The following is a 26083-nucleotide window of genomic DNA, read 5'->3' as shown; positions in this document are numbered from 1 at the left end:
GATTCGCTGTCGACCTCATCGGCCTCTTGCGCCAAGGATTCCCGACTCGGTTGTTCTGTCTCTCTATGGGGATGGTGTACCATTCAGCGGATACACATTCAGGACGTCCCTGGCGGCGGCCCGCACCCGATTGGAGAATCATGTCGAACCTTGTTGGTGGGCGAAGCAATCAGAAAATGCGCACGCATATGGCACTAGTCGAATGCGCCGCACAGTTCGTACGTGAGGGGAAATCGTTCACGGTTGCCGAGGTAGCAGACAGCGCCAGAGTGGGCCGCACGACAGCCTACCGCTACTTCCCGAGCGTCGACACGCTAGTTGTTCACGCTACGCTCTACGCAGCAACAGAGGTTGAGAAGCGAAGCATCGACGCGGCGCTCGAGAGCAAGGAAACGGTCGAAGAGCGTCTGCGCTCAGTCGTTGAGGCCAGTGACGTCACGATTACCGATCACGATTATCTCTATCGCACCATGCTGCGACTCTCGCTGAACAACGAGAGCTCGGATGACGAACTGCTTCCTCAACGTAGAGGCGCACGCAAGGAAGTGCTCGAATCGGCCATCGGGATGCTGCGCAGTCAGCTTGGTGCGAAGCGCTATGAAAAGTTGATTTCGGCGCTGAGCCTGTTCATTGGGATTGAATCGGCCGTCGTATTGCGTGATGTGTGCTTCCTTTCTACGGAGAAGGCTCGGGAGATCAAGGTCTGGGGGGCGATGGCCCTTCTAAAAGCGGCTCTGGCTGAAATAGATCAAACCGGCGGGAGTAAGCCTTCAAGGGCCGACGACGACGGCATTGCAGCCAGGCCAGCTGCCAAAAAAGCGGCACGTCGGAAAACCGCTCAACGCTAGACAGGGCGGTTGGTTCTGACCGGCATGAACATACAACGACGCAAGAAATATCATGCCGCAGCGCCCACCACTGGGTGCGCTAGAGACACATTCGCGAAAACCTGAAGCCAGAGCAGGAAGCGCCTGATCGCTGCGGCGAACCTGTTTCCCTGAGCGACGGTGCTCCGCTCGGACTGCCGTCAGATGGGTTCGATTGGCGGGGCTTGTCGCCACGTCATATCACTTTCACGGACCCGGCATTCGACGATTCGGATAGGTGTCGTTGCCGAGGCTCAACTCGTCCTCGAATCGTTCGTTCGTCCGACTTGTCGACGGGATAATCCGCTTCCGTCTTCTCCCTCCTCTTCCCCTTCGTCGTCAGTGCCGACTCAGGCCTGGCGCTCGCTGCACGAGCGCGTCGGGCGCTCGCTTCTGGTTAGCATGGGCGCGCACAAACGTGAATCCAGCGATTGCCGCTAAAAGTTGCTTGACGCCTCACAGACAAGGTTATATCGTTCCTACATGGAACTTAAATCCCATGAAGGGCAAGAAGTTCCAAAAGTATCTTTCGTCTAACGGACCAACCGCAGCTTCGGAGCAATCGAATGATTATCGACAGTCACGCCCATGTTGTGATGACCGACGAACTGTACCGGTACATGAGCGAACTGGTAGCCAGCCGTGCCAATCCGGCCGCACCGTTCTCTGGAATCAGGGAGGAGGCGCTGCATGCCGTTTCGAATCGATTGATCGCAATCATGGATGGCGTGGGTACCGACGTGCAGTTTCTCTCGCCCCGTCCATACATGATGCTGCATTCGATCAAGCCTGCGACAGTGACCGCGATGTGGACTCGCGCAGTCAACGACGCCATCCACGCTCAATGTCAGTTGCACCCGGACCGTTTTAGAGGCGTGGCCGGTCTTCCGCAATTTCGTGCGGAGAGCCCTGCGAACTGCCTGGCCGAACTGGAACGATGTGTGAAGGAGTTGGGTTTCGTGGGGTGCCTGTTGAATCCGGATCCCACCGAGGGCGAAGAGGCAGCGCCGCCCGCGCTTGGCGATCGCTTCTGGTATCCGCTGTACGAGAAACTCGTCGAGCTCGATGTTCCCGCATTGATTCACTCAGCGAGCTGCTGCAATCCGAGAGAGTCCTACACGCTGAAATTCATCAACGAAGAAAGCATCTCGATTATCTCTTTGCTGGAGAGTCGCGTGTTCGAGGACTTCCCGACATTGAAGATCGTGGTCGCGCACGGCGGCGGCGCCATTCCCTATCAGATGGGGCGCTTTCGCGCATGGGCCGAGCGACGTGGGGGCGAAACGTTCGACGAGAGAGTTCGCCGACTCTACTACGACACCTGCAACTACTCGCCGGAGGCGCTGGAATTCCAGTTTCGGGTGCTCGGCGTGGACAACTGCCTGTTCGGTACGGAGCGACCCGGAACGGGGACGATCGCATGCAAGCAAACAGGGCGCGACTTCGACGACTTGAAGCCTGCGATCGAAGCGATCCCCTGGCTGACGCCTGACGACAAGTACAAGATTTTCGAAGGGAACTGCCGAAAGGTGTACTCGCGGGCGTTCAAAGACTAACGAGCGACGAACTCGCCACCGGTCCTCGCGCATTGAGCGGGGCGGCTGGACTAACAATGGAGATACCCCATGCTGTCGAAGGCTGACAATGAATTGATGTGCCGTGTGGAGGAAGACCAGCCCATGGGCATTTTCCTGCGGCGCTTCTGGTTGCCGGCATGTTTGCTGGATGAGATTCCATCCCCTGGCGAAGGGCCGGTTCGCGTGAATCTGGTGGGCGAGCGACTCGTCGCATGGAGGAACGCAGAAGGTCGAGTGGGCCTGATGGCCGAGGCCTGTCCGCATCGCGGTGTATCGCTGATGCTCGCACGCGATGAAGGCAACGGACTGCGCTGCATTTATCACGGATGGAAGGTCGATGTGGCGGGGCATGTATGCGAGATGCCCGGCGAGCCGAAAGACAGCCGGATGTGCGGACGGGTCAACAACCAGACTTTCCCGTGCGTCGAAGCTGGGGGGCTGCTGTGGGCATACCTGGGCCCGGGTGAGCCGCCTGCGCTGCCACGCTTCCCGTGGATGGACTTGCCTGCGTCTCACTACGTTGTTCGCAAGACGCTCTACAACGTCAACTTTGTCCAGTCGCTCGAGGGCTCACTTGATTCGGCTCACAGTGATTTCCTGCATAGCGCAGAGACGAGCGCTTCCGGCGATTACGACCAGGATCAGGTACACAGCGACGGTCGGCGTTCGCGGCCGTCGACGGACACGTCGCCCGAAATCGACGTAAGAGAGACTGAATTCGGGTTCATCTACGGCGCGATTCGCAAGGCCGTGGCCGATCCGGAGAACCTCGCGTACGTGCGGGCTACCGCTTACGCGCTGCCCTTCTACAGCATGATTCCGCCGGTGTACATGCAGGCATCCGTGCCGCTGGATAGCGAGAACACGGCGATGTATCTCGTCTGGTACGACAACGAGCAACCGCTCTCGCCGGTCGAAGTGAAGGCGCACGAAACGTTTCTCGGCCTGCGAATGGGCGAGGATCTGCTGCCCGATTATCGCCGTCCGGGACGCGCCAGCAACCGATGGTTCCAGGATCGCGAAGGCATCAAGTCGGGCACCACCTATACCGGGCTGTACGGCACGACGATGCAGGACATTGCCGTTCAGGAGTCGATGGGCCCCATTCAGGACCGTACCGTCGAGCACCTGGGCATGACCGATAAGGCGATTGTTCACATGCGCCGCATGCTGCTCGCGTCGGCTCGTCAGATTCGCGACGGCAAGGAACCGGAGATTCCCGCACTGACTTGCGACTACGGCAAGGTGCGCAGCGCTGCAGCGACGATCAATCGCGGTGACGATTGGTGGGAAAAACTCTATGGCGCCACACCCGCGGCGTCACTGGAAAAGGCCGTCTGATGCGAGGACTCGTCCACGTAGGAGACGGCAAGCTGGAGTTGCGCGATCTCCCCGCAGTATCTGCGGGCGAGAGAGGAGCGGTGCTCCGGGTGGAAGGAAGTGCCGTTTGTATCGGCGATGCCGAGACGCTTCATGGATACGGCCCCGTGATGGCCACGCCCCTGGTTCTGGGACACGAGATCATCGGCCGTGTCGCGGACGTCGGACCCGCCGCCCCGCGCGTGATACAGGCGCTACGCGGTGCAAGGGTCATGATCGATGACGCCCGGCCCTGTGGGGCGTGCGACTGGTGTTTGCGCGACCAGAAGCGCTTTTGCAAATCTCCGCGCTATGGCCACATCGTTCAGGACGCTTCATCCTGCAACTGGGGAGGATACGCGGAGGCGGTGACGCTCGATGCGCAATCGGTGCTGGTTCAGGTTCCTGAAGATTTGCCCATCGAACTCGCCACGTTCGCGTTCCCTGTCGCATCTGGCGTTGAATGGCTGCACGTAGGCGCAGAGATCAAGGCTGGGGAATCGGTGGCGATCCTGGGCACAAGTCGTATGGGGGCGGCGACGGCTCTGGTGGCTTTACACGCTCAAGCGTCGGAAGTCGTCGTGTACGGCGATTCTCGCGGCGTAGACGCGATCAATGCGTGTTCGGCGATGGGAGCAGATGTGCGCAGCTTTCCTACCGATCCGAAACGCGAAGGACCCTACGACGTGGTCGTTGTCGTGACAGAGGCGCCCGTGGAATACGTCGCCGCTTCCGTTGAAATGGCGGGGCCACTCGGTCGAGTGATCATGGCGTGCACCTCGACCAGGCCGTCGGGAATCGAGCCGGAGACGATTCGTCGCAAGGGTCTTACGCTCAAAGGTGGACGCGGCGCATCGGCGCAATCTCTCAGAAGAGCGGTAGAGATCGTCTCGGCAGAGCGAACAAGGCTTCGAGCTTTTACAGGTGAAGTTCACGGATTTGAAGCTGCCGAAGCCGTTCTTAAAGGCCTGCTCAATGGCGGCGTAGTTCGTGGAGCTCATGTGGTCATTCAGGATGCAGCGTCGTCAGGGAGTGATGTCCATGCGTAAGCGCCGTTTAGGACGTACCGGGTTTGAAGTCTCTGAAATCTCGTTCGGCTGTGGCGGGACGGCAGGACTCATGGTGCGCGGCAGCCAGCAGGAGCAGTGCGCAGTCGTCGGCAGCGCACTCGAGCAAGGGATCAATATTTTCGACACGTCTCCGACGTATGGCGGCGGCCATTCGGAAGTCAATCTGGGAAGGACGCTCAAGGCGCTCGGAGCCTCGCCCATCATCAGCACCAAGATCGATTTCGCACCGGGTGATCTCGATGACCTGGCGGGCGCAATCTCTCGTTCAGTCGAGCGCAGCCAGGAACGGCTGAACCGCGAACGGCTGGATATCCTCTACCTGCACAGTCGCGTGGGTCGGCAACGGGATCTGGCTGGCCGCGTTCTTTCGGTAGACGACGTACTGCAGCCTGGCGGGGTCGCTGACGTCATGGAGGAATTGAAACGGAAGGGACTCGTGGGGGCCATCGGATTCACAGGTCTAGGTCATACCGACTCGATCCTCGATGTCATCAAAGCCAACCGCTTCGACCTTTTTCAGGCCTATTACAACCTGATCAACCCGAGCGCGGTCATCGCGACGGTCGCCGCGTGGCGGGCTCAGGACTACGGCGAAATGATCGCCAAGGCGTCGAACCTCGATGTCGGCGTGGTCGGCATCCGCGTTCTCGCGGCAGGCGCCCTCAGCGAAAGCGGCGACCTTCATCGGTTTGCGAAGTCCTACTCGTCGTTGTCTCGCGCCGAAGTGGACGCGGACCGCGTTAAGGCGGATGCATTCCGGGCCTTTGTGCCTGAAGGAGCGTCAATGGCCAATCTCGCACTGCGATTTGCCTTGAGCGAGCCGATGATTGACACGGTCCTTGTGGGCATCTCCGAGCGGTCACACCTCGATGAGGCAATCGCCGCTGCGCAGGCGGGGCCGCTAGAGCCGGAGCGCCTCCAGCAGATCGCCGCCCGTTTCCGTGAACTCTATGAAATGGCATGACTATGTCTGAGATCCGTATCTCCGATGGAGTATCGAGTGACGCGCGGTCAGCCGACGATCGCCGATGGGTCCGCCTTTACGCTCCAGGGATAGGCCCGGACGTCGATGTCGAGCCGGCATTGCCGCTCGACGCTTTTGAGGCGAACCTGGCGACACGCCCCGATGCCGTCGCGCTCTGGTATTTCGATCGCTCGTTTAGCTTCAGGGAGCTCGGCCAAAAAGTCGATGCACTGGTTGGAGCGTGGACCGACCGGGTGAAGCAGGGCGACCGGGTCGTGATCCTGAATCAGAATACGCCAGCCACGGTGATCGGGGTGCTGGCAGTCTGGCGCCTGGGCGCGATCGTCGTGCCGCTCAATCCCATGCTCAGGCGACGAGAGCTGGTTCACTATCTGCATGACGCGGAACCGGGTGCCGCGATCGTGGGAGCAGAGCAGGCGATGGCGCTTCATGGCGCGATCCTGGACTGGGGAGGCAGCCTTTCCGTTGCAGTCACTTTCGCAAACGAATTTCTTCGTGAAGGCGACACACCCGCCCTCCTCGGGAAAGTCGCTGAGAACATTGAGATGCCCGACGGATGGGGCCATCTGTCGACGCTTATCAAGGAGCCGGCCCCATCGTCGAGGCGGTCGACTGATCGAAGCGATGTTGCCTTCCTGACGTACACGTCGGGAACGACGGGCGAGCCCAAGGGGGCACTCATCACTCACGCGAATGTGGCGTCCAATGCGGAGGTCTATCGTCAATGGCTGGAACTTACCGCCGATGATGTCCTCTTTGCGGCTGCGCCGTTCTCGCACGTCACAGGGCTAGTCGCCCATTTCGCGGCTGGACTGGTTGCTGGAGCCGCCGTAGTGATGTGCTACCGGTTCGAAGCAGGCACGGTTCTCGATCTGTTGGCGCGTCACCGCTGCACGACGACAGTGGCGGCCATCACTGCGTATATCGCGCTTCTTGACCATCCTGCCTTCGATTCCTCACGCCTGACTCATTTCCGCAAGTTGTTTAGCGGCGGTGCTCCAGTGGCGCCGGCGATAGTCGAGCGGTGGGAGGCGGCAACGGGTGTGTACATCCACAACGCCTATGGTCTGACGGAGACGACGTCACCCTCGCACCTGGTGCCTTTGGGCCGCCGCGCGCCTGTGGATGAATTGACCGGTTCGCTCTCGGTCGGCGTGCCGGTTCCTGGAACACGTTGCCGGATCGTCGACCTGCAGTCTCGGGTAACGGTGCCCTTTGGCGGCGATGTTGGCGAATTGATGACATCCGGTCCGCAGGTCGTCGCAGGGTATTGGAGGAAACCGGACGCATCGTCTGCAGCATTTGAAGATGGCTGGTTACGCACGGGAGACATCGGGCGCGCCGACACAGAAGGTTGGTTCTATGTAGTCGACCGGTCGAAGGACATGATCGTCGCATCCGGCTTCAAGGTCTGGCCGCGCGAGGTCGAGGACGTTCTGCTCGAGCATCCGGCGATCAGCGAAGCTGCTGTGATTGGTGTGCCCGACAGCTATCGTGGCGAAGCACCGAAAGCGTTTATCGTCTTACGCCCATCTGCGAATGTGAAGCAGGAAGAGTTGACGCTGTTCTGTCGTGAGCGACTCGCGCCCTACAAGGTGCCGCGATTGATTGAGATTCTCGACGAGTTGCCGAAGACAAATTCGGGCAAGGTGCTGCGACGTGTTCTGCGGGAGAAGCCGCTATGAGCAAGGGTGCCTGTGTGCCATTTGATCTGTCCGGACGCGTCGCAGTCGTGACTGGGGGATCGAGAGGTTTGGGTGCAGCCGCAGCTGAAGCCTTGGCGACTGCGGGAGCTCATGTGGTTCTGGTGGCGCGGAATCGCCGATCGCTCGAAGAGCGGGCCGACATCCTTTCTGCAGCCGGTGCGAAGGTTTCCTGCGTCGCCGGAGATCTGTCGCAGCCGGGAACGGCGGAAGACGTGGTCGAGGCGACGATCAGGCAGGCGGGCAGCGTCGACATCCTCGTGAATTCCGCCGGTGCGATTGCACGCGGAACGTTGCAGGCAACATCGGACGCCGACTTCGAGCAGGTCATGCGTGCGAACGCATACGGCGTGTGGTCGATTTGCCGCGCCGCGGTTGCGCATATGAAACCCGGCAGTGCGATCGTGAATGTTGCATCCACAGCAGGGCTGCTTGGAATGAGCGAACGCTCGGCCTATGCCGCTTCGAAGGGTGCGGTGGTGCAGATGACAAAAGCGTTGGCTGTCGAGCTTGCGCCGCGTGGCATCCGCGTCAATGCAGTGGCGCCCGGTCCCTTTGCGACGGACATGTCGCAGCAAAGCCTGGCAAGCGAGCGCTGGCGCATGCTCATCGAGTACAGAGTGCCGCTCGGCCGCGCCGCTCATCCAGACGAGATTGGGCCACCGATTCTGTTTCTGGCGTCTCCTGGGGCGAGCTTCATAACGGGTGTGATTCTCCCGGTGGATGGCGGATGGACCGCGAGCTGACGTCCACGAATACGCGTAAACATCGATGCGCAGCGCGCATCTTCAAACGATGAATGAGGAGTCTTATGGCCGAGATCGTGCTAGGGCTGGCTATGTCGCACAGTCCTCAAGTTAGTCAGGAGCCTAAGTGGTGGAGTGAGCAGGCGCACATTGACCAAAAGCGCACGCCCTATAAAGCGCTTCTGCAGCGCAAGCCCGACTGGATGGACGAAGAACTCCTTCCAGAGGTTTGGGAAAGGAAGCATCGCGCGGTCCAGAGTGCCATTGCCGATCTCGCTCAGACGCTCGACGACCTCGCACCCGACGTGGTCGTGTTGATCGGCGACGACCAGGAGGAACTCTTCCTCGATGACTGCATGCCAACGTTTTCAGTCTTCTGGGGAGACAAAAGCTGGGACAGACCGGAGTTTATCCACGGCGACATGAGCGTGCCTTCGAGGGCGGCGGTGCTGTGGGCATTTCACGGTGAGGAGCAGGAAGCCTATCCGGGGCATCCGGAGTTTGGCCGCCACATCATTGAAAACCTGATGCAGCAGAACTTCGATGTGGCGCAGTATTCGCGTCAGCACGAGCAACGCTCTCTGGGGCATGCCTTTACGTTCGTGCGCCGCCGCATCATGCGCGAAGACAAGATCATCCCGATGATTCCCGTGCTGATCAACACCTATGTTCCTCCGAATCAACCCACTGCGGCGCGCTGCTACGCGTTTGGACAGGCTATCCGCAAGGCGATCGAATCGTGGCCGGGTGCAGAGCGTGTTGCCGTCGTCGCCTCTGGCGGGCTCAGCCACTTCGTTATCGACAGTGAGTTCGATCAACAGGTACTGGAGGGGCTTGCCAAGGGCGACGGCGAGTCGCTTTCTTCTTTGCCGAAAAGCAAGCTGCAGTCTGGGTCTTCGGAAGTTTTGAACTGGATTGCGGCAGGTGGGGCTCTCGAAGGGTTGCGCATGAAGCTCGTCGACTACATCCCCGGATATCGCTCGGAAGGTGGAACGGGTGTCGGTATGGCGTTCGCAAAATGGCTATGAACCCTGACCGACCGCACCGCGAGTCCTTTGATCTCGAAGGAATTTCGCATACCGTGCCGATTCCTTTTGGAACTCGAGTCGGAGACATGTTGTTCTCCTCCGGAATCATGGGGGTGGACCCGTCGACTGGCCGCCTGGCTGAAGGTCTCTCTGCGCAAGTGCAATTCGCATTTGCAAACATGGAAAGCCTGTTGAGAAAGGCAGGGGGCGATCCAGGAGACGTCGGCCATGTCCGGGTTCTCGTTAGCGAGGAAGCGCATCGGGGTGCTGTCAACGAAGCGTGGTTGCGCGCATTTCCTGACGCGCATGATCGTCCGGCCCGCCATACAGTCGTGTCGGTGCTCCGAGGCGGAATGCTGGTTCAACTCGAAATCGTAGCCGTGCTGAGGAAACCAACGTGAACGATTCCACAATTCTGGAGCGGCTGGGCCGCCTCGACACCTGTGCCGTTTCCGACAGCCTGGACAAGCTGTCCCTTCAGGGCACGGTCATCGGACTTTCGCCGTTATCGACTCCAGCAAAAATATGCGGACGAGTCATTACAGTAAAGCTGGTGAAGGCCGATGAGGTGTCGAGCAGAGGAACATCGGCTCCGCACCTCGGTGCGCGGGCCATCGAAATGGCCCAGAGGGGCGATGTCATCGTAGTGGAGCAGCGCACCGGTATCGTCGCCGGATCCTGGGGCGGCATCTTGTCGACGGGGGCGAAAGTTCGAGGCGTTGCGGGCGTTATCTCGGACGGTCTTGTGCGCGATGTCGACGAAGCACGCGGACTGGGATTCCCGATCTACGGGCGTGGGTCGACAGCCCTTACTGCGCGGGGCCGGGTTGCGGAACTGGAGACGGGCGGGACGGTGCAGATCTCCGACGTCACTGTGCGAACCGGCGACTACGTGATTGCAGACGGAACTGCCGTCGTGTTCATTTCTACCTCTCACATTGCCGCTGTCCTTGACACCGCGGAGCAGATAGCCGCTCGCGAGAGCGTAATGAGCAAGGCTTTGATGGAAGGCATGTCGATTACGCATGTCATGGGTGCCGATTATGAGGAGATGCTGAAGCGATGAAACAGGACAGAAATGTTGAACGTGCCGCCTCGCTCGACTGCGCGACGTTGAGCGATGCACTCGACCGGCTCGGGATTCACGGGCAATGCGCCCGGATCGAGTCACGCGCCGATGAGTTCAGATTGGCGGGGCGAGCTTTTACGCTGCTTTATGGACCGGCTTCGAAGCCGGCTGGTACGGTGGGCGACTATATCGATGACGTGCCTCCCGGATCGGTTGTCGTCCTCGACAACGGCGGCCGGGAAGACGTGACGGTGTGGGGCGATATCTTGACGGAAATCGCCCATCGTCGAGGGATCGCCGGAACTGTCATCGACGGGATCTGCCGCGATGTCGCGCTGTGTCGCAAGCTCGGATATCCAGTGTTTTCTCGCGGGCACTGGATGCGAACGGGCAAGGATCGTGTGCAAGTGGAAGCCACTGGGGTCGTGGTTTCGATTGGTTCGGTCCGGGTCGCACCCGGTGATCTTGTGCGCGGGGATGCCGACGGCGTAGTGGTGCTACCCGTCGCCCATGAAGATGCCATCCTTGACGCCGCTGAGCGAATTGCGCAAGCCGAAGATGCAATTCGCGCTCTCGCTAGAGAGGGCACCCGTCTTGATGAGGCTCGCAGCCGGTTTGGATACCATCGGCTTCAATCGTTGAAGGAATCGGCATGAGTGACGAATACTATTCGTTCGCCGATACGGCGATCCCGGTGCGAAGAATAGCAGGCCTGGCCGCAAGCCAGCTTGAGCGGGCCGCCAGGCTCGGCTCAGCGACGCTTCACGAAGCGGGCGGCCGGATTGGAGCGTTGCCGTCATCGATCAAGCCGACAGCGCCCCGTTTCCGGGTGGCAGGGCCGGCGTTCACCGTGCATTGTCCGCCGAACGACAACCTCTGGATTCATCGAGCCATCAAGGCAGCCAGTCCAGGCGATATCCTGGTCGTCTATGCGAGCGGTCACTACGAAGCAGGATATTGGGGCGAGGTCATGTCGACGGCAGCGGTCGTCGCGCGACTAGGTGGTCTGGTCATCGACGCAGGTGTGAGAGACGGCGCCTTGCTGGAAGAAGTCGGCTTTCCCGTTTTCGCGAGGGGATTGTGCATTCGCGGCACGGAAAAGGACTTCGGCGCGACGGGATGGCTCAACAAACCGGTGATGATGGGGGATGTCCTCTTGAGTCCTGGCGATCTGGTCGTCGGTGACGCCGACGGTGTTGTTGCGATTCCCAATGAGCGAGTCAGTGAGGTGCTCCTGGCGGCTGAGAAACGTGATGCGATGGAGAAGGAGGTTTTGACGAGGCTGCGAGCCGGTGAGTCGACCTTGCATGTCTTCGGCCTGGATCGGTGAGGGGGCACCCAATATGACGCATAGGCCGCTTCGTGTGGGCGTAATTGGCGCCAACTGGGGTTTGAATCACATAGACGCATGGCGCGCCGTGCCTGGCGTCGAGGTGACGGCGATATGTACTTCGCGCCGGGATACGGCAGAAGCGGCGGCGCGCGAGACGGGCGTGCCCCGCCCAATGTGGGACGCACAACAAATGCTCGCTGACCCGACTCTCGACATCATCGACGTGACGCCCCGTCCGAGCATTCGTGCGCCGTTGGCTCTGCAAGCCCTGCAAGCAGGGAAGCATCTGATGCAGCCGCTTCCGTTTTCAATTGGGCTTGGTCACGCATTTGCGCTACGAGAGGAGGCACGGTCACGCAACCTGATAGCCGTCGTCGAGAATCTGCATCGGCACACGCCGGGCTTCAGGCAAGCGAAGGAACTGATAGACAAGGGCGCGCTGGGGAGGATATTGACGATTCGTGGTCACGTTCGCACGGGAATTCTGCTCAGTCCTTCCGCAGGCTACGTCTATGAGTGGATTACGGATGCCGGAAGCGGCGCGAGCGCCCTCCGAAATTTTGGCGCTCACCTTTTGCATGTGCTCGTCTGGTTGTTTGGTGACATCGCTGCTGTCTGCGCGGATATCTCCACCAGGTTGCCAGAAATTCACTTCTCCGACGGTTCCAGAAAACTCAACGGCACTGCCGATTCCGCCACTGTGCTGACTCGCTATAAGAGTGGTGCCGGCGGCGCAATCGACGTGTCGTGGTGTACTTCAGCAGGCGAAGGATTTTCGATTGACGCAGTTGGCGAACTCGGTCGATTGGTCGTTCGAGCCGAGGGACTTGGGCCGCAAAAAGTACAACTCTGGCTGGCGGGACGAAAGGCTCGGGAGCTCGAGTTGCAATCAATCGATGAATGCTTTCGAAAAGTGCCAGGACTCGACCTGCTGGAGGATCCGGAGCAACCGCGACGTTTCCCACTGGCCGCCATGTGCGCCGGAATGGCTGAAGCCATACGAACAGGGAATCATCTTCACGCCCATCCAGACTTCGAAGAGGCTTACTCCGTGATGCGAGTGGTCGAAGCGGCCTATCAGTCCGCTGAAACAGGCAACTGGTGCGACGTACACGCGTGAGGAGCTATGGCGGCGGTGGTCGCATCCTTACTGAAGGGACAGATGTCATTTCGGAGGATTTATGGATTTGCAATTGGTTGGGCGTACGGCACTCGTTACTGGTAGCACCTCGGGTATCGGCGCAGGTATTGCCGGAGCGTTGGCGCGTGAAGGCGCGACGGTCGTTGTGCACGGGCGATCTGAGGCGCGAGCGAGTGCAGTTGTTGAGGAGATTCGTGGTGCCGGCGGCACGGCCTACTATGCCCTTGGGGATCTCAGTACTGACAAAGGTGCAAACTCGGTTATCGAGTACTCGCTTGCCACCGCCGGGCAGATCGATATCCTCGTCAACAATGTGGGCGGTCCGGTTGAAGGCAAGGCAGCGTTCTTCGATACGACCTTGCCCGAGTGGGTCGAGTCGTTCAATAGCAACGCCCTCGCAGCAATTCGAATGATTCACGGCCTTGTGCCGGCGATGCGCTCGCGAGGCTGGGGGCGCGTCATTCAGATTTCCTCGCGAAACGGCATCTCGCCCCATGCCAACATGCCATCCTATGGGGCATCGAAGGCGGCTATGAACAATTTCACGTTGTGCCTCTCGAAGGAACTGGCGTTCTCGGGAGTCACTTCCAATGCGATCATGCCGGGTTTGATCTACACGCAGCAGTTGTCTCATTTCCTGCAAGACATCGCTCAGCGCCAAGGTTGGGGAGATGACATCGAGAAAGCGAAGGAGCACGTCCTCAAGAACGTGGTTCGACAGACGGTAAGCAGACTCGGCATGCCCAACGATATCGCGAACTATGTTTGCTACATAGCCAGCCCGCTGAGTGATTTCTTGACGGGAACCGTCGTGCGAATCGATGGCGGATCGACGCCGACACTCTAGGTTGAGAGCGTTGAGAGAGGCAGCTCTGCTGCCTTTCCCTTGGGGCGGATCAACATTCGGCATTGACCTGCTTCCGCAATTTTCCCTACACGCTGTTTGCCGACGGCGACGTTTTCGAACGGGGTGTCGGAGACTGCGGTTGCGATTCGAATACAAGCCGGGTTGGAAACACCCGGAAGAAGGATGTGGCCCATGTCTGATCGCCGATGGGCGACGCCGGCGCAATCCGATCACGAGCCGGCGCTCGCTCCCAAGTTGTTGTTACCGATGACGATTCGACGATCAACTTGAAGGGCCGAGCGGCGACGATGCTTCGTAGGTGGTGCTTGCATTGAGAACCTCTGACAAAATGAACGAAGTGGCTGTTCGCCAGGATGTGATGGTGTGTCGGCGTAGGTGCTATGGCTGTTCCCTTCTACGTCTTTGATCAGAATGCGGAGCGAACTGTGCCGCCATCGACGCGGATCGTGGCGCCGCTCACATAATCGGCATAGGGGCTTGCCAGATAGGTCACCGCCGCCGCGATCTCTTCTGGGCGCCCCAGGCGGCCGACGTCGTTGGGCACCATGTCGCGCACACAGCCTCGCTCGATGTCCTCCCAAGTCTCGCCCCATCCATGCTGCGGGGCAATCTTCTCCAGCAGTTCCTTGACGGCCGGCACGAGAATCGCGCCGGGCGCGACGATATTCGACGTCACGCCGGAATCCTTGAGATCGCGCGCCAGCGAAACGGCCAGGTTGTGCCGCGCGGCGAGCGAGGCGTTGTAGTCGGGTTGCATGGGGATCGGCTGGCCAGCGAGTCCGCCTCCGATCTGAATCACGCGTCCCCATCCGCGCTTGCGCATGGCAGGCACCAGTCGCTGGATCATGCGCACGGCGGACAGGACGTTGACCTCATAGGTCTCGATCCACTTCTCGGGCAAGGCCGTGCTCCAGTTGAGATGGTGGTAGTAGCCAGCGTTGTTGACCAGAATGTCGACAGCACCGCCTTCGCTCGAACTCGCGGCCACCGCATCGGCCCCTGCATCGGTTGCCAGATCGCCTAGCGCGATTTCGGCCTGGCCCCCCGCCGCAATGATCGCTGACGCAACGGCCTCTGCACGTTCGCTATTGCGACCGTGCACGATCACCGTTGTTCCCTCGGCCGCCAGCAACTTCGCGATTGCCTCGCCCAGCCCCGCGGTCGATCCCGTGACCAGAGCACGCTTCCCCTTCAGTTTCAGATCCATAGTGTCTTCCTTGATCGGAGAATTTCTACGAGTGTATAATTTTAGATCTGAAAAGTCTACGCCTGTTTAATTTATGAAAAATCTGAGCAAGAAGGGCGCTGCAACTCGTCAGGCAATCCTTGAATCCGCGCGCAAGGCATTCACGCAATCGGGCTACGACGTAGGCGTGCGCGAGATCGCCGAGAACGCGGGCGTCACTGCCATGCTGGTGAATCGCTATTTCGGGTCCAAGGATCGGTTATTCCAGGAGGTGATCGATCTGGTTCTTTCGGCTCCGGGCATTCTCACGCGACAAACCATGACGAAGGCGCCCGACGTGCCGACGTTATGCCACGAGATCGCTGCTGCGCTGGTGGCGAGAACGGCATCGGACGTCACGCCAATGGACGGTTTTCTCATCATGCTGCGATCGTCGAACAATGAGCAGGCAATGGGCATTCTGCGCGGGAAGTTCGAAACACATTTTGCGCGGCCGCTGACGCAGATGTTGCCTGGCGAAGAAGCGTCCCAGCGGGCTGCGATGTTTCTGGCCGTCATCGCGGGCTTTCAGGTCATGCGACAGATCGTCGAGATAGCCGGATTGACGCAGGTCGCGCCCGATCAACTGGTGCAGCAACTCGAAGCGATCTTCGAGTTGCTGGTGAAGGGACGTTCGGTGGTCGTTCCGAAGTGAGTGTCGAGAGTCCGGTAGACAGGGCCGACGCAAGCATGCTTGCGCATCGCTGGCCCGCCCGATGCGGTGCTGATTTGCTTGACACCACCGACTGCATCACTCGACAAGTGGTTGCGGTCCTGCGCCGCGACTTTCACTTCCACTGCCTAGGATGTTGGCGGGGTACTTGTTGTCTCGACCGAGAACCGGCCGATCTCGTCGACGCTAATCAGGTCGGCGCGTACTTCGGCGCGTGTAATCGGATCATGCGATTGCGCGCAGCTCAGCGCAGGCATTTCGGCGACTTCGCAGGCCGCAAGCGCATGTTCAAGCTGAGCGTCAAGCCGGCAACTTTTCGAGACATCTGAATCTGGTTTTGACAAGAGCGACACGACATCGGCGAACACCCGAAAGGGGCAACGGCGCACCGCGTCCGGACCCTGCGAAGGTCGACGACCTCATTTGGCGTATGCCGCGGACGAACTGTGGACCTGACCGTGAAGAAGCCGCCTCAGGGAATATCCGGCTAGCCGTGATAAGGCAGTTATCATGGATTCAAGGCTTCAGCCCGAGTCGCCGCACGAGCATTGATGACGGGCTGGGTAGTAGTGTTGCGTTCGTGCTGTGGTCGTTACCCGACGATCACCCTGACTTCCTCAACCAGAAAAAGCGTAGCTATTAATAAAAGAAAATTTAGTGTGTCACGAACGCAGGCGTGAGCCTGCGGTGCTGTACTGAAGATGGGCGCATGCCTCCCGAAGTCGGCTTTCAGGAGCAGGCTTCAAACCACCCGGTGCTGCTGCGTCCAAAAGGCGCGGTGGTGAGCGACCGTGGAAAAGTTACCCGTGGAGGGTGGCAGGTACGTATTGAGCAGATCAGCGAAAGCAAACCGTCCGACGACGCATCGTTACTTATAAAAAGCGCTGTCAAAACTGGGGTCGTATGTTTGCTCCAGGATCAGTCGGGACGACACCTGATTACGGGCCCGATGGCAGCCGGTGTAAAGGCGGCATGAGCTCAATACAGGCTTTGGTATGGAACGTGAGAACCTTGCTTCGAATACAAAGGGAAATGACAAATGGCGGAAACCATGAGGAAGAATACCGATTTCGGAGCGAGGGGCGGAGTCGCTCGTAGTAGTGTTGAAGCTTTTGTAATGAAGGTGGAGCGAAGGGGCGGCGTTATCCTGTTGACGAAGGTTACCAACCTGCACTGCGGAGATGAATGGCATGACATCAACGAAACCGTATAGCATTGCGAAACGGGTCGTGTGGGAAGCGTACCAGTTGGTGAGGGCTAACCGTGGGGCCGAGGGCGTGGATGATGAAACTATCGTCATGTTCGAGCGGAATCCTGTCGGGGTCGAGCCGTCGCGCAATAAATAGGCGCTTTCCCGGCGAACCGATTCGGTGACAGGCCGTGAACCGGCAACGATTGGTAGTAGAAAATTCCCTTGGACACAACGAGGCATGAGCGGCTTGCTCGTCGCGAGTTCCTCGACAGGCGTAATCGAAATGACCTTCCCGCCAGGTTTCAGCATCGTACGACAAGCTGTGCCCGACGCTGAATGCGATCGACAACAAGGGTTTCTGTTCAGCCGAGCCGTCGAGCGCGTCGTGTACGTACTCAGCTTGACCAGACCCGTAGTTCTGCTGTGATCGCGCCGCATGCAATGCGCAGTTGCCAGTTCCTCCGCCGAAGATTAAAAATGTTTAACTTGGGCAGCGACATCCGGTTACGGCAAAAAGTTCATGATGCGGTGATTTCGTCAATTGATGGTTTGCCGATCATGAACCAGATTCAAGCCATGCGGGTGTTCGTACGCATCGTCGACATGGGAAGTTTTACGCTTGCAGCACGTCAGATGGATCTTTCTGCTGCGGCGGTGACTCGCGCGGTGAGCGCGCTCGAGTCGTATCTGAACATGCGCCTCCTGAACCGTTCCACGCGAAGGCTTTCGCTGACCGACGCCGGACGCCACTACTTTGATGGCTGTCGTGCGATTTTGAGCAAGCTCGACGAAGTCGAGTCCGATCTCATGTGCGCTACCCGCGATATAAGCGGTGTCATCCGTGTCGCCTCGGCGGCATCTTTCAGCGTCACTGGACTCGGCCCATTGCTCGCGGCTTACCGCAGACTCAATCGGAAAGTGCAATTCGATTTAACGATTTTCGATACGCACGTTGACATGATCGAAGGGGGTTTCGATGTGTGTTTCACAACCGACCGCGATACGTTAGCAGCGTCGCTGGTGAGTCGACGTCTCGTATCGATCAAGGATATTGCCGTCGCGACACCGGGGTACCTCGCAGTCCGTGGCGAGCCCTTTGACTCCCATGCACTGCTGAATCATGACCTTCTGACCGTATCGGAAGGGTTGCACACGTGGGGCCTTTTGGACAATGGAAGCACGAACCGTGTGTCGGGCAAAAGCGTATTGAAATCGACCAACTGCATGATGGTGCGCGAAGCGGCACTCGCCGACATGGGAATTGCCTTTCTTCCCGAATCGCTGGTGGTAGACGATATTGCGAAGGGCGCCTTGCGAGAGGTTCTGAAGAAGTGTGAAGTGGTGGGTGGACCTCGTGAAATCTCAATCGTCTACTCGGGACGCAACTATCTCACCATGCGGGTGCGCAGCTTTGTAGATTTCGCGACCACTTACTACAGGTCTCGTGCGGATACGCCAGCGTCTCTTCGAATCGTTGCCTGAGCGGGAGCGGCGCGTAATCAAGGTTCAACGTGCCGCGCATGCCACGAAGGTCCACCGACCCACCCCGATCGCTATCGCTCTCGGAGAAATTGAACCGTCAACTAGGCGCCGCGCCAACGAACGTTAAGAGGGAATTCTGGAATATACGACGCGTGTTTGATGTTAAATATTCTTCATCTTTTATCTGATTAACGGATATCCGCATATAGCTATGATTATTAGGAACCGGAAACGCAAACGAAATATCACGCGACCGGCTATTTGATCAACTACTCGTGGAAAGTCCATCATGAAATCGACTATTGTCATAACCGCAATCGTAGGTGCGCTCTTTGCATTGCCTGTTTTTTCTGCATCCGCGCAGGAGGTTCCACAACCAGCGTCAACTGGGACGGGGCTTGTCTCGTCTGCGTCTTCCGCGGCAACCGCACAATCGGGCAACTGGGCTCCTTCATACGGCCACGAGAAGACGCGCGCAGAAGTTCGGCAGGAACTAATTCAGGCTCAGAACGATGGTCAGCTGAAGTCACTTAATTCGACTGTTTATTTCGGCTCTTGATCCGTCGATACGGCTGCATAAAGCGCCCGCGTACCACGATCAATCGATCAGTATATCGCGGGCGTAGTGATTTTCGTGAATTGTCTTCATCATATTTTAGAAAAGATAGCGCAACGGAAATGAAATAGTTATTCAGAAAACTGGCCAAATACAGTATCGCGCTCGCATTTCTCGCCGGAATGCTTTCGGGATGCGCCACCCCACCTTCCAGCGGAGCGAGCCGTTCTGATCCGTCACGCAGCGAATGTGTGGGACCGTCCGACTATTGCGTGCCATTCTTTGGTTCCTGACAGGAGCAGGCGGTTGCCAGGTCCGCCGTCGTGACCAGAGACTGCAGCCTATGGCACGACAATCTGTACCCGAAACGGTTGACGGGATCGATTTGTGCTTTCAACTGCTTTCCGTGAAACTTCCGGCGCAGCCTCGCAACGACAACGCTTACGCACGCCGCTTCGACTTCCTCATCATCTGGCCACGTGGGTTGATTACATCTTCCCGAGGCTTGGCCTGGTGCGGCAGTCCGGGGATGTGATCCAGGCACTCGCGGACTGATAGTGGCCTACGGAAAAACCATGCGCCGCCTAATAGTGCGGCCAGTGCCAGCATGTAAAGCACCTCGGGAGTTACACCTTCTCTCTGGAACGACCGGCCAGATCGAGCCAACCGACGGTAGTTCCATTGGTTCCGGTACCCACCCGTACACGCGTGGCGGGCGGCAGCGCACGAAAACGCAGTGCAGGAGTCCCCGACATGTCCAGGTCAAGGTCCGGCAGCCAAAATTGCGACCTGAGTAACGCTAGTTAGCGGTCGAGCATATCTAGAGGCTTTTTGCGGACATGACTTATGTCTGTCCCACGTCTCGACAGGAGGTCGTGCCTCTTCTGGCACACCTTCATGTGGCAACGACGGAACCTTAAAGTTCTTTAACTTTTCGAGCTATTCGTCGTAATGCCCCATCAATCAAAATTCAAACTATGAATACGTCAAGTCGAAATCATTTGTCGATTTCGACAATTACATCCTTTGTTTTCTTGGCTGGAGTCCCGCCGATGTTAAGAATTGTCCGATTAGCCTTGATTCGGCCATACACATTTATTGTGCTCGCCATGCTGATACTGATCGCCGGCACTCTCGCCGCGGTACGTACGCCGATCGACATATTTCCGGACATTCGCATCCCCGTTGTCAGCGTTGTCTGGAGCTATGCAGGACTTCAACCTGACGACATGTCCGGTCGAGTCGTTACATATTACGAGCGTGCATTGGGGACGACGGTCAACGACATCGCTCACATCGAATCGCAGTCGTACCGCGGCTTTGGTATCGTCAAGATCTTCTTCCAGCCGACTGTCGATATCCGGACAGCAACGGCACAGGTGACCTCAATCTCCCAAACCGTTCTGAAGCAGATGCCTCCTGGCACGACACCGCCGCAGATTCTCAACTACAGCGCGTCCACCGTTCCGGTGCTCCAGCTCGCACTGACCAGCAACACGCTTGATGAACAGAAACTTGCCGATTACGCCACAAACTTTATCCGCCCCCAGCTTCTTAGCGTGCCTGGCGTGGCGATTCCGACACCTTATGGCGGCAAGGTGAGAGAGGTTCAGATCGATCTGGATCCGCAAGCACTTCAAGAAAAGAAACTCTCTGCGCAAGACGTTGCAAATGCACTCGCCGCACAAAACCAGATTACTCCGGCCGGCACACAGAAGATTGGGCGTTACGAGTACAACATCAAACTCAACAACAGCCCACTCGCGCTCGACCGGCTGAACGCTCTACCGATCAAGACCGTTGACGGCGCCGTGATATACATGCGCGATGTCGCGCACGTTCGCGATGGGTCGCCCCCTCAGACCAACATCGTCCGTGTTGACGGGCACCGTGCCGTCCTGATGAGTATTCTCAAGAATGGATCGACGTCAACTCTCGATATCATTGCCGGGACGAAACAACAGCTCGCCCGGATTCGCGAAACTCTCCCGCCCGGCCTTAAGCTTGTTGCAATGGGAGACCAATCGGTCTTCGTGAAGGGTGCCGTAAGCGGTGTTGCACGTGAAGGGATTATCGCGGCCGTTCTCACGTCTCTCATGATCCTGCTCTTTCTCGGCAGCTGGCGGTCGACGTTGATCATCGCGTCGTCAATTCCGCTGGCGGTGCTCGCCGCGATCGCGGCGCTGTCTGCGATTGGTGAAACCCTGAACGTCATGACATTGGGTGGTCTCGCCCTAGCCGTTGGAATTCTGGTGGACGATGCGACCGTCACCATCGAAAACATCAACTGGCACCTGGAACAGGGCAAGGACGTTCGGTCAGCGATTCTTGATGGCGCCGCGCAGATTGTCATGCCCGCCTTTGTGTCGCTGCTGTGTATTTGCATCGTGTTCGTCCCAATGCTTCTACTTAACGGTGTCGCACGCTTCCTGTTTGTACCGATGGCCGAGGCCGTCATCTTCGCGATGATTTCCTCGTTCATCCTCTCGCGGACATTCGTGCCAATGATGGCGCAATACCTGTTGCGGCCGCAAACGCATGCCGGGCAGACGACCGGGTCGATGGAAGTCGTCATGTCGCCTGTTCCGCACGATGCCCACGGTCATCTCACGCGCAATCCTCTCGTGCTCTTTCAACGTGGATTCGAGCGCCGTTTTGAGCGCTTGCGTAGCAGCTACCGGATTGTTCTCGGACTCGCTCTTGCCAATCGACGCACATTTGTTCTCTCATTCATCGCGATAGTCGCAGCGTCGTTTCTGCTTACCCCGTGGCTCGGTAGAAACTTCTTCCCGGAGATAGACTCTGGAGAAATCGCAATCCATGTTCGTGCTCCGATCGGTACACGTATTGAAGAAACCGCTAGCCTGTTCGACAAGGTGGAGAATGCAGTACGCGCAACGATCCCGCCGAACCAGATGTCCAGCATAGTCGACAACATGGGTTTGCCGGTCAGCGGTATCAACCTGACTTATAACAGCAGTGGCACGATCGGCCCGCAAGACGGCGATATTCTGATTTCGCTAAGCAAGAAACACGGTCCGACGGCCGCCTATGTGAAGCAATTGCGCACGTCGTTGCCTCAAGATTTTCCAGGCACCACCTTCGCATTCCTACCCGCGGACATTGTCAGCCAGATCCTGAACTTTGGCGCGCCGGCCCCGATCGATGTGCAGGTTACTGGACCGAACCTGAACGCCGACCACCAGTACGCTCAGGAACTGCTCCGTCGCATTCGCACCATTCCGGGTATTGCCGACACACGTATCCAGCAGGCGTCAACCTATCCTCAGTTCACGGTCAACGTTAACCGTTCTAGAGCAGATGAGCTGGGAATCACGGAGCAGGATGTCACGAACTCCGTTGTCGCGAGCCTGTCAGGGACAAGCCAGGTTGCACCGACGTACTGGCTCGACCCTACCAATGGCGTTTCGTACCCCATCGTTGCGCAGACTCCGCAATATCGCATGACGACCCTGTCTGACCTGAAGAATCTTCCTATCACGGGTAACTCAGGGTCATCGCAGATTCTCGGCGGTATAGCGGGCATTCGGCGTGGAGTCGGCGATGCGGTCGTCTCGCACTACAACATCGAACCCCTTTACGACATTTTTGCGACGACCCAGGGGGTGGATCTCGGTGCTGTTTCCTCGCGAATCAGCGATGCCATTCACGACACGTCCAAGGATGTACCCAAGGGGTCGATCGTTACTGTGCGCGGCCAGGTCGAAACGATGAACAGTGCACTCATGGGCCTCTCCCTGGGTCTGGTCGCGGCCATCGGCCTGATCTACCTCCTCATCGTCGTCAACTTCCACTCGTGGAGCGATGCGTTCGTCATTATCACGGCGCTGCCAGCTGCTCTAGCCGGGATTGTCTGGATGCTCTTCACAACTCACACTCCGCTGTCGGTGCCTGCGCTAACCGGCGCGATCCTTTGCATGGGCGTCGCAACCGCAAACAGTATCCTGGTCGTGACATTTGCGCGCGAGCGCCTGGCCATCACCGGAAACGCGGTGCTCGCCGCGATGGAAGCTGGTTTTACTCGCTTCCGACCGGTTCTGATGACCGCCCTCGCAATGATTATCGGCATGGCACCCATGGCACTTGGTATGGGCGACGGGGGTGAACAGAACGCCCCGCTCGGGCGCGCCGTGATTGGCGGCCTGATTTGCGCCACGTTCGCAACGCTGCTATTCGTACCCGTGGTGTTCAGCCTGGTGCATCGCCGCAATAATGGAATTCAAACCAACAAAGCTATTGAAATGGGAGAGTCGCATGTCCAATGAAGTCGAAATCAAATCGCCCGCGCGGGTGCGGGGCCTTAGACTTATCGGGTCCGTGGTGGTGCTGATAGCGGTCGGCATTGTTGCTAGCGGAATAGTCAGTCGCGCCCATGCGAGGCAGGCGCTCACGACGTGGACTAATGCGCAGGCGGTGCCAACGGTCGTCACCTTCACGCCCCGGCACATCGACGCAACGCAGCCGCTGATCCTGCCCGGTACACTGGCCGCTCAGGTGAACGCACCCATATATGCTCGTGTTTCTGGCTATCTTCACGCATGGTACGCAGACATCGGCACTCACGTTAAAGCCGGACAGCTTCTCGGCGTCATCGACACGCCTGACCTCGACCAGCAGCTTCAACAGGCACAGGCGGACCTGCAAAATTCGATTGCCAATGAAAAACTTGCCGCGACAACCGCTCGCCGCTGGACCGAGATGCTTTCGCAAAATTCGGTTTCACAACAGGAATCCGACGAGAAAACAAGCGACTTAATTGCAAAGCAGGCGACCGTTCAAGCAAACCAAGCAAACGTGAGACGTCTTCTCGCGCTCGAATCGTTCAAACGCCTCACGGCGCCATTTGACGGAGTTGTTACCGCAAGAAAGACCGACGTCGGCGCACTGATCGACGCCGGCAGCGGTACCGGGCCGGAACTCTTCGCTGTATCGGACGTACGCAAGTTGCGTGTCTACGTTAGCGTCCCGCAGATTGACGCCGCGGTCATCAAGCCAGGCTTGACCGCGACGCTGACGGTGCCCGAGCGTCCCGGCATGAAGTTCACCGCGCAAATGGTCGACACGGACAGTGCTATTGCCCCCGCTTCCGGCACCCTGCTCGTCCAGCTCACCGTCGACAACAGCGCTGGATTGCTCTTCACCGGCGAGTACACACGGGTTCACTTCGCATTGCCTGACGATTCTCAGGCTTTGACGATTCCCGCGAGTGCGCTCATTTTCCGACGGGACGGCCTGCAGGTAGCTGTCGTCGGCAAGGACAACCGCGCGCAGCTGAGGACGGTCACGGTCGCTACAGACCTCGGGTCTCAAGTCGAGATTGCCTCCGGGCTTCAGCCTGACGATAGAGTCATCGACAGCCCTCCGGATTCCTTGGCCCAAGGCGACCCTGTCCGCATCGCAACAGGCCAGGCGGGCGGAAATGCTGCGGCTGCAGCGATCGCGCAGACTGCATCGGAGCCAGCTCATGGTTAAGCTACCTGTCGTCCTGACTATTGGGGGCATGTTCGCATTGGCCGGATGCTCCTTTGCGCCAACCTATAGTGTTCCCCCAACCATTACCGCCAAAACCTACAAGGAGGTGGGAAGCTGGATGCAGGCCAAACCGGCAGACCAGATCCCCCGTAGCGGCTGGTGGAAGGTTTATCACGACCCCGTGCTGAATTCGCTTGAGCCCAAAGTCGTCGCCGCAAACCCGAACCTTCAGGCAGCATTGGCGCGTCACGACGAGGCGTCGGCTCTTCTGCAGCAGGTTCGTTCGGGTCTATTCCCCACAGTGGGTCTTCAGACGGACGTTGAACGAGAACGGCAATCTGAGAACAAACCGCTCCGTGGACCCAATCAGCCCAACGCCTACAACTCCGCTACGCTCGATGTGGGCCTAAACTACGACCTCGATCTATGGGGGCGAGTCCGCAACCAGATTAAGGCCGGGAAGGCTGCAGAGGATGCAAGCTCTGCGGACGTCGAGTCCCTTCGTCTCAGCCTCGAGGCCGACCTGGCAGGTGCGTACTTCAACCTGCTCAGCCTGGACCAGCAGTCCAAAATCCTTGCGGAGACGATCGGGACGTACCAGCATGCGTTGCAATTGACCGAGAGTCGGCGCCAAGGGGGCATTGCTTCCGATCTGGACGTATCCCGCGCGCAGACACAACTCAATTCAGCGCGTGCGACCGAATCTGACATCCGTGCACGCCGCGCACTTTATGAACACGCAATCGCGACGTTGATTGGCGTGCCCGCGTCAAGTTTCAGCATGCCCCCATCCTATGCGATATCTTATCTGCCCAACATCCCCACCGGCGTGCCTTCTGCGTTGCTGCAACGTCGACCCGACATCGCAGCGGCGGAAAGGCGCGTGGCTCAGGCAAACGCGCAAATTGGCGTTGCGAAAGCGGCGTTCTTTCCGGACATTTCTCTCGGACTAGATGGCGGCTTCCAAAGCGACACTATCTCGCCGTGGATGGCAGCCCCAAACGAAATGTGGTCGATAGGGCCAATGTTGATGATGACGCTGTTCGATGGCGGCCGACGGTCTGCCATAGTCCATCGGGATCAGGCGAAACTGGCCGAAAACGGTGCAAAGTACAAAGCCACCGTACTGACCGCCTTCCAGCAGGTCGAGGACAACCTGTCTCAGTTGCACCACCTAGGAGACGAATCAGCCCGGGAGGACGCGGCATTGGCTGCGGCGAAGCGCACTCTTGCCCTCTCTATGTCGCGTTACCGCGACGGTACCGTGAGCTATCTCGATGTCGTTACGGCTCAGACAACCGAATTGAGCACGCAGCTCGTCGATACTCAACTTCAGACGCGACAACTCGAAGCGAGCGTTGGTCTCATTCAAGCGCTGGGAGGTGGTTGGTCGGTAGGCCAGGAGCAGACGGCCGGTAAGGCCGCCACATCCAAAGGAGGCGTCTGACGACAGACGCACGAACATGGTCGGCGAGGCGCGGCGAAGACTCCTCAGAGGAAGAAGTGTTCGACTTATCGCAGCTGCCACGCTTATCTGTACGCGGAATATTGCATTCCGATATTCTAAATAATTTCATAATCATGCTGCCGCGCTCGCTAGAGATTCTCGCAATCATTAAATAGTTTTAACTATTTAGCATACCTATTGATATGTACAGGTTGTTATTCTTATAAACAACCTGATCTCAAACGAGTGCTTTCAACCGGCCCGTATTTT

General features: G+C 58.4%; 22 protein-coding genes. 21 read left to right on the top strand and 1 reads right to left on the bottom strand.

The window, feature by feature from the left end; translation table 11 throughout:
* The first annotated feature begins 140 nt into the window (after window positions 1-140).
* The 14 genes from C2L65_RS44690 (at window position 141) to C2L65_RS44625 (ending at window position 13724) form a co-directional block, all read left to right on the top strand.
* Window positions 141-848: a TetR/AcrR family transcriptional regulator gene (locus C2L65_RS44690; protein ID WP_158660442.1), complete on the top strand. Its 708-nt coding sequence runs from the start codon at window positions 141-143 to the stop codon at window positions 846-848.
* 584 nt (window positions 849-1432) lie between these two features.
* Complete coding sequence (locus tag C2L65_RS44685) at window positions 1433-2422, top strand: amidohydrolase family protein (protein ID WP_042314312.1); 990 nt, start codon at window positions 1433-1435, stop codon at window positions 2420-2422.
* A 69-nt stretch (window positions 2423-2491) separates the two neighbouring features.
* Window positions 2492-3784 carry a Rieske 2Fe-2S domain-containing protein gene (locus C2L65_RS44680; RefSeq protein WP_052426989.1) on the top strand — a complete coding sequence of 431 codons (1293 nt, stop codon included), beginning with the start codon at window positions 2492-2494 and terminating at the stop codon, window positions 3782-3784.
* On the top strand, window positions 3784-4851 hold the full coding sequence (locus C2L65_RS44675; protein ID WP_042314313.1) for an alcohol dehydrogenase catalytic domain-containing protein: 1068 nt from the start codon (window positions 3784-3786) through the stop codon (window positions 4849-4851). The genes C2L65_RS44680 and C2L65_RS44675 overlap by 1 nt, the downstream gene beginning before the upstream one ends.
* Window positions 4844-5836 (top strand): aldo/keto reductase, encoded by a 993-nt coding sequence (locus tag C2L65_RS44670; RefSeq protein WP_158660441.1) that lies wholly within the window; start codon window positions 4844-4846, stop codon window positions 5834-5836. The genes C2L65_RS44675 and C2L65_RS44670 overlap by 8 nt, the downstream gene beginning before the upstream one ends.
* A 2-nt stretch (window positions 5837-5838) precedes the next feature.
* Window positions 5839-7542, top strand: a complete 1704-nt coding sequence (locus C2L65_RS44665; RefSeq protein ID WP_103254705.1) for an AMP-binding protein — start codon at window positions 5839-5841, stop codon at window positions 7540-7542.
* Window positions 7539-8306 carry an SDR family NAD(P)-dependent oxidoreductase gene (locus C2L65_RS44660; RefSeq protein WP_042314325.1) on the top strand — a complete coding sequence of 256 codons (768 nt, stop codon included), beginning with the start codon at window positions 7539-7541 and terminating at the stop codon, window positions 8304-8306. Before C2L65_RS44665 ends, C2L65_RS44660 begins: the two co-directional genes overlap by 4 nt.
* Window positions 8307-8371: 65 nt before the next feature.
* Window positions 8372-9334 (top strand): DODA-type extradiol aromatic ring-opening family dioxygenase, encoded by a 963-nt coding sequence (locus tag C2L65_RS44655; RefSeq protein WP_042314326.1) that lies wholly within the window; start codon window positions 8372-8374, stop codon window positions 9332-9334.
* The gene (locus tag C2L65_RS44650) at window positions 9325-9735 is read left to right on the top strand and encodes a RidA family protein (RefSeq protein WP_081921353.1); all 411 of its coding nucleotides are present in this window, start codon (window positions 9325-9327) and stop codon (window positions 9733-9735) included. Before C2L65_RS44655 ends, C2L65_RS44650 begins: the two co-directional genes overlap by 10 nt.
* A complete protein-coding gene (locus C2L65_RS44645) occupies window positions 9732-10400 on the top strand; it encodes an RraA family protein (protein WP_042314327.1) in 669 nt (222 codons plus the stop codon). The genes C2L65_RS44650 and C2L65_RS44645 overlap by 4 nt, the downstream gene beginning before the upstream one ends.
* Window positions 10397-11059: an RraA family protein gene (locus C2L65_RS44640; protein WP_042314328.1), complete on the top strand. Its 663-nt coding sequence runs from the start codon at window positions 10397-10399 to the stop codon at window positions 11057-11059. The genes C2L65_RS44645 and C2L65_RS44640 overlap by 4 nt, the downstream gene beginning before the upstream one ends.
* Window positions 11056-11733 (top strand): RraA family protein, encoded by a 678-nt coding sequence (locus C2L65_RS44635; protein ID WP_042314329.1) that lies wholly within the window; start codon window positions 11056-11058, stop codon window positions 11731-11733. The genes C2L65_RS44640 and C2L65_RS44635 overlap by 4 nt, the downstream gene beginning before the upstream one ends.
* Complete coding sequence (locus C2L65_RS44630) at window positions 11711-12856, top strand: Gfo/Idh/MocA family protein (protein ID WP_042314330.1); 1146 nt, start codon at window positions 11711-11713, stop codon at window positions 12854-12856. The genes C2L65_RS44635 and C2L65_RS44630 overlap by 23 nt, the downstream gene beginning before the upstream one ends.
* Window positions 12857-12917: 61 nt before the next feature.
* Window positions 12918-13724: an SDR family NAD(P)-dependent oxidoreductase gene (locus tag C2L65_RS44625; RefSeq protein WP_042314331.1), complete on the top strand. Its 807-nt coding sequence runs from the start codon at window positions 12918-12920 to the stop codon at window positions 13722-13724.
* A gap of 427 nt (window positions 13725-14151) precedes the next feature.
* Here C2L65_RS44625 and C2L65_RS44620 read toward each other — a convergent pair whose 3' ends face one another.
* Window positions 14152-14952, bottom strand: coding sequence for an SDR family NAD(P)-dependent oxidoreductase (locus tag C2L65_RS44620; RefSeq protein ID WP_042314332.1), 801 nt, complete (start codon window positions 14950-14952; stop codon window positions 14152-14154).
* A gap of 73 nt (window positions 14953-15025) precedes the next feature.
* Between C2L65_RS44620 and C2L65_RS44615 the strand changes: the two genes are divergently transcribed.
* The 7 genes from C2L65_RS44615 to C2L65_RS44575 all read left to right on the top strand — a co-directional run bounded on the left by C2L65_RS44615 (window position 15026) and on the right by C2L65_RS44575 (window position 25813).
* Window positions 15026-15625: a TetR/AcrR family transcriptional regulator gene (locus C2L65_RS44615; RefSeq protein ID WP_042314333.1), complete on the top strand. Its 600-nt coding sequence runs from the start codon at window positions 15026-15028 to the stop codon at window positions 15623-15625.
* A 727-nt stretch (window positions 15626-16352) separates the two neighbouring features.
* On the top strand, window positions 16353-16619 hold the full coding sequence (locus tag C2L65_RS46040) for a hypothetical protein (protein WP_156132384.1): 267 nt from the start codon (window positions 16353-16355) through the stop codon (window positions 16617-16619).
* A 693-nt stretch (window positions 16620-17312) separates the two neighbouring features.
* The gene (locus C2L65_RS44600) at window positions 17313-18317 is read left to right on the top strand and encodes a LysR family transcriptional regulator (protein ID WP_233446745.1); all 1005 of its coding nucleotides are present in this window, start codon (window positions 17313-17315) and stop codon (window positions 18315-18317) included.
* 289 nt (window positions 18318-18606) lie between these two features.
* The gene (locus C2L65_RS44595; protein ID WP_081921355.1) at window positions 18607-18876 is read left to right on the top strand and encodes a DUF4148 domain-containing protein; all 270 of its coding nucleotides are present in this window, start codon (window positions 18607-18609) and stop codon (window positions 18874-18876) included.
* Between the two features lie 1049 nt (window positions 18877-19925).
* Window positions 19926-23159 carry an efflux RND transporter permease subunit gene (locus tag C2L65_RS44585; RefSeq protein WP_042314334.1) on the top strand — a complete coding sequence of 1078 codons (3234 nt, stop codon included), beginning with the start codon at window positions 19926-19928 and terminating at the stop codon, window positions 23157-23159.
* Window positions 23149-24366 (top strand): efflux RND transporter periplasmic adaptor subunit, encoded by a 1218-nt coding sequence (locus tag C2L65_RS44580; protein WP_042314335.1) that lies wholly within the window; start codon window positions 23149-23151, stop codon window positions 24364-24366. The genes C2L65_RS44585 and C2L65_RS44580 overlap by 11 nt, the downstream gene beginning before the upstream one ends.
* On the top strand, window positions 24359-25813 hold the full coding sequence (locus C2L65_RS44575) for an efflux transporter outer membrane subunit (protein ID WP_042314336.1): 1455 nt from the start codon (window positions 24359-24361) through the stop codon (window positions 25811-25813). The genes C2L65_RS44580 and C2L65_RS44575 overlap by 8 nt, the downstream gene beginning before the upstream one ends.
* Window positions 25814-26083: the final 270 nt, after the last annotated feature.

Origin of the sequence: Paraburkholderia terrae (assembly GCF_002902925.1) — a bacterium.
Classification (GTDB): Bacteria; Pseudomonadota; Gammaproteobacteria; order Burkholderiales; family Burkholderiaceae; genus Paraburkholderia; species Paraburkholderia terrae.
Note: the sequence above shows the minus strand (reverse complement) of the source record. Positions and strands in the feature narration are given on the sequence as shown.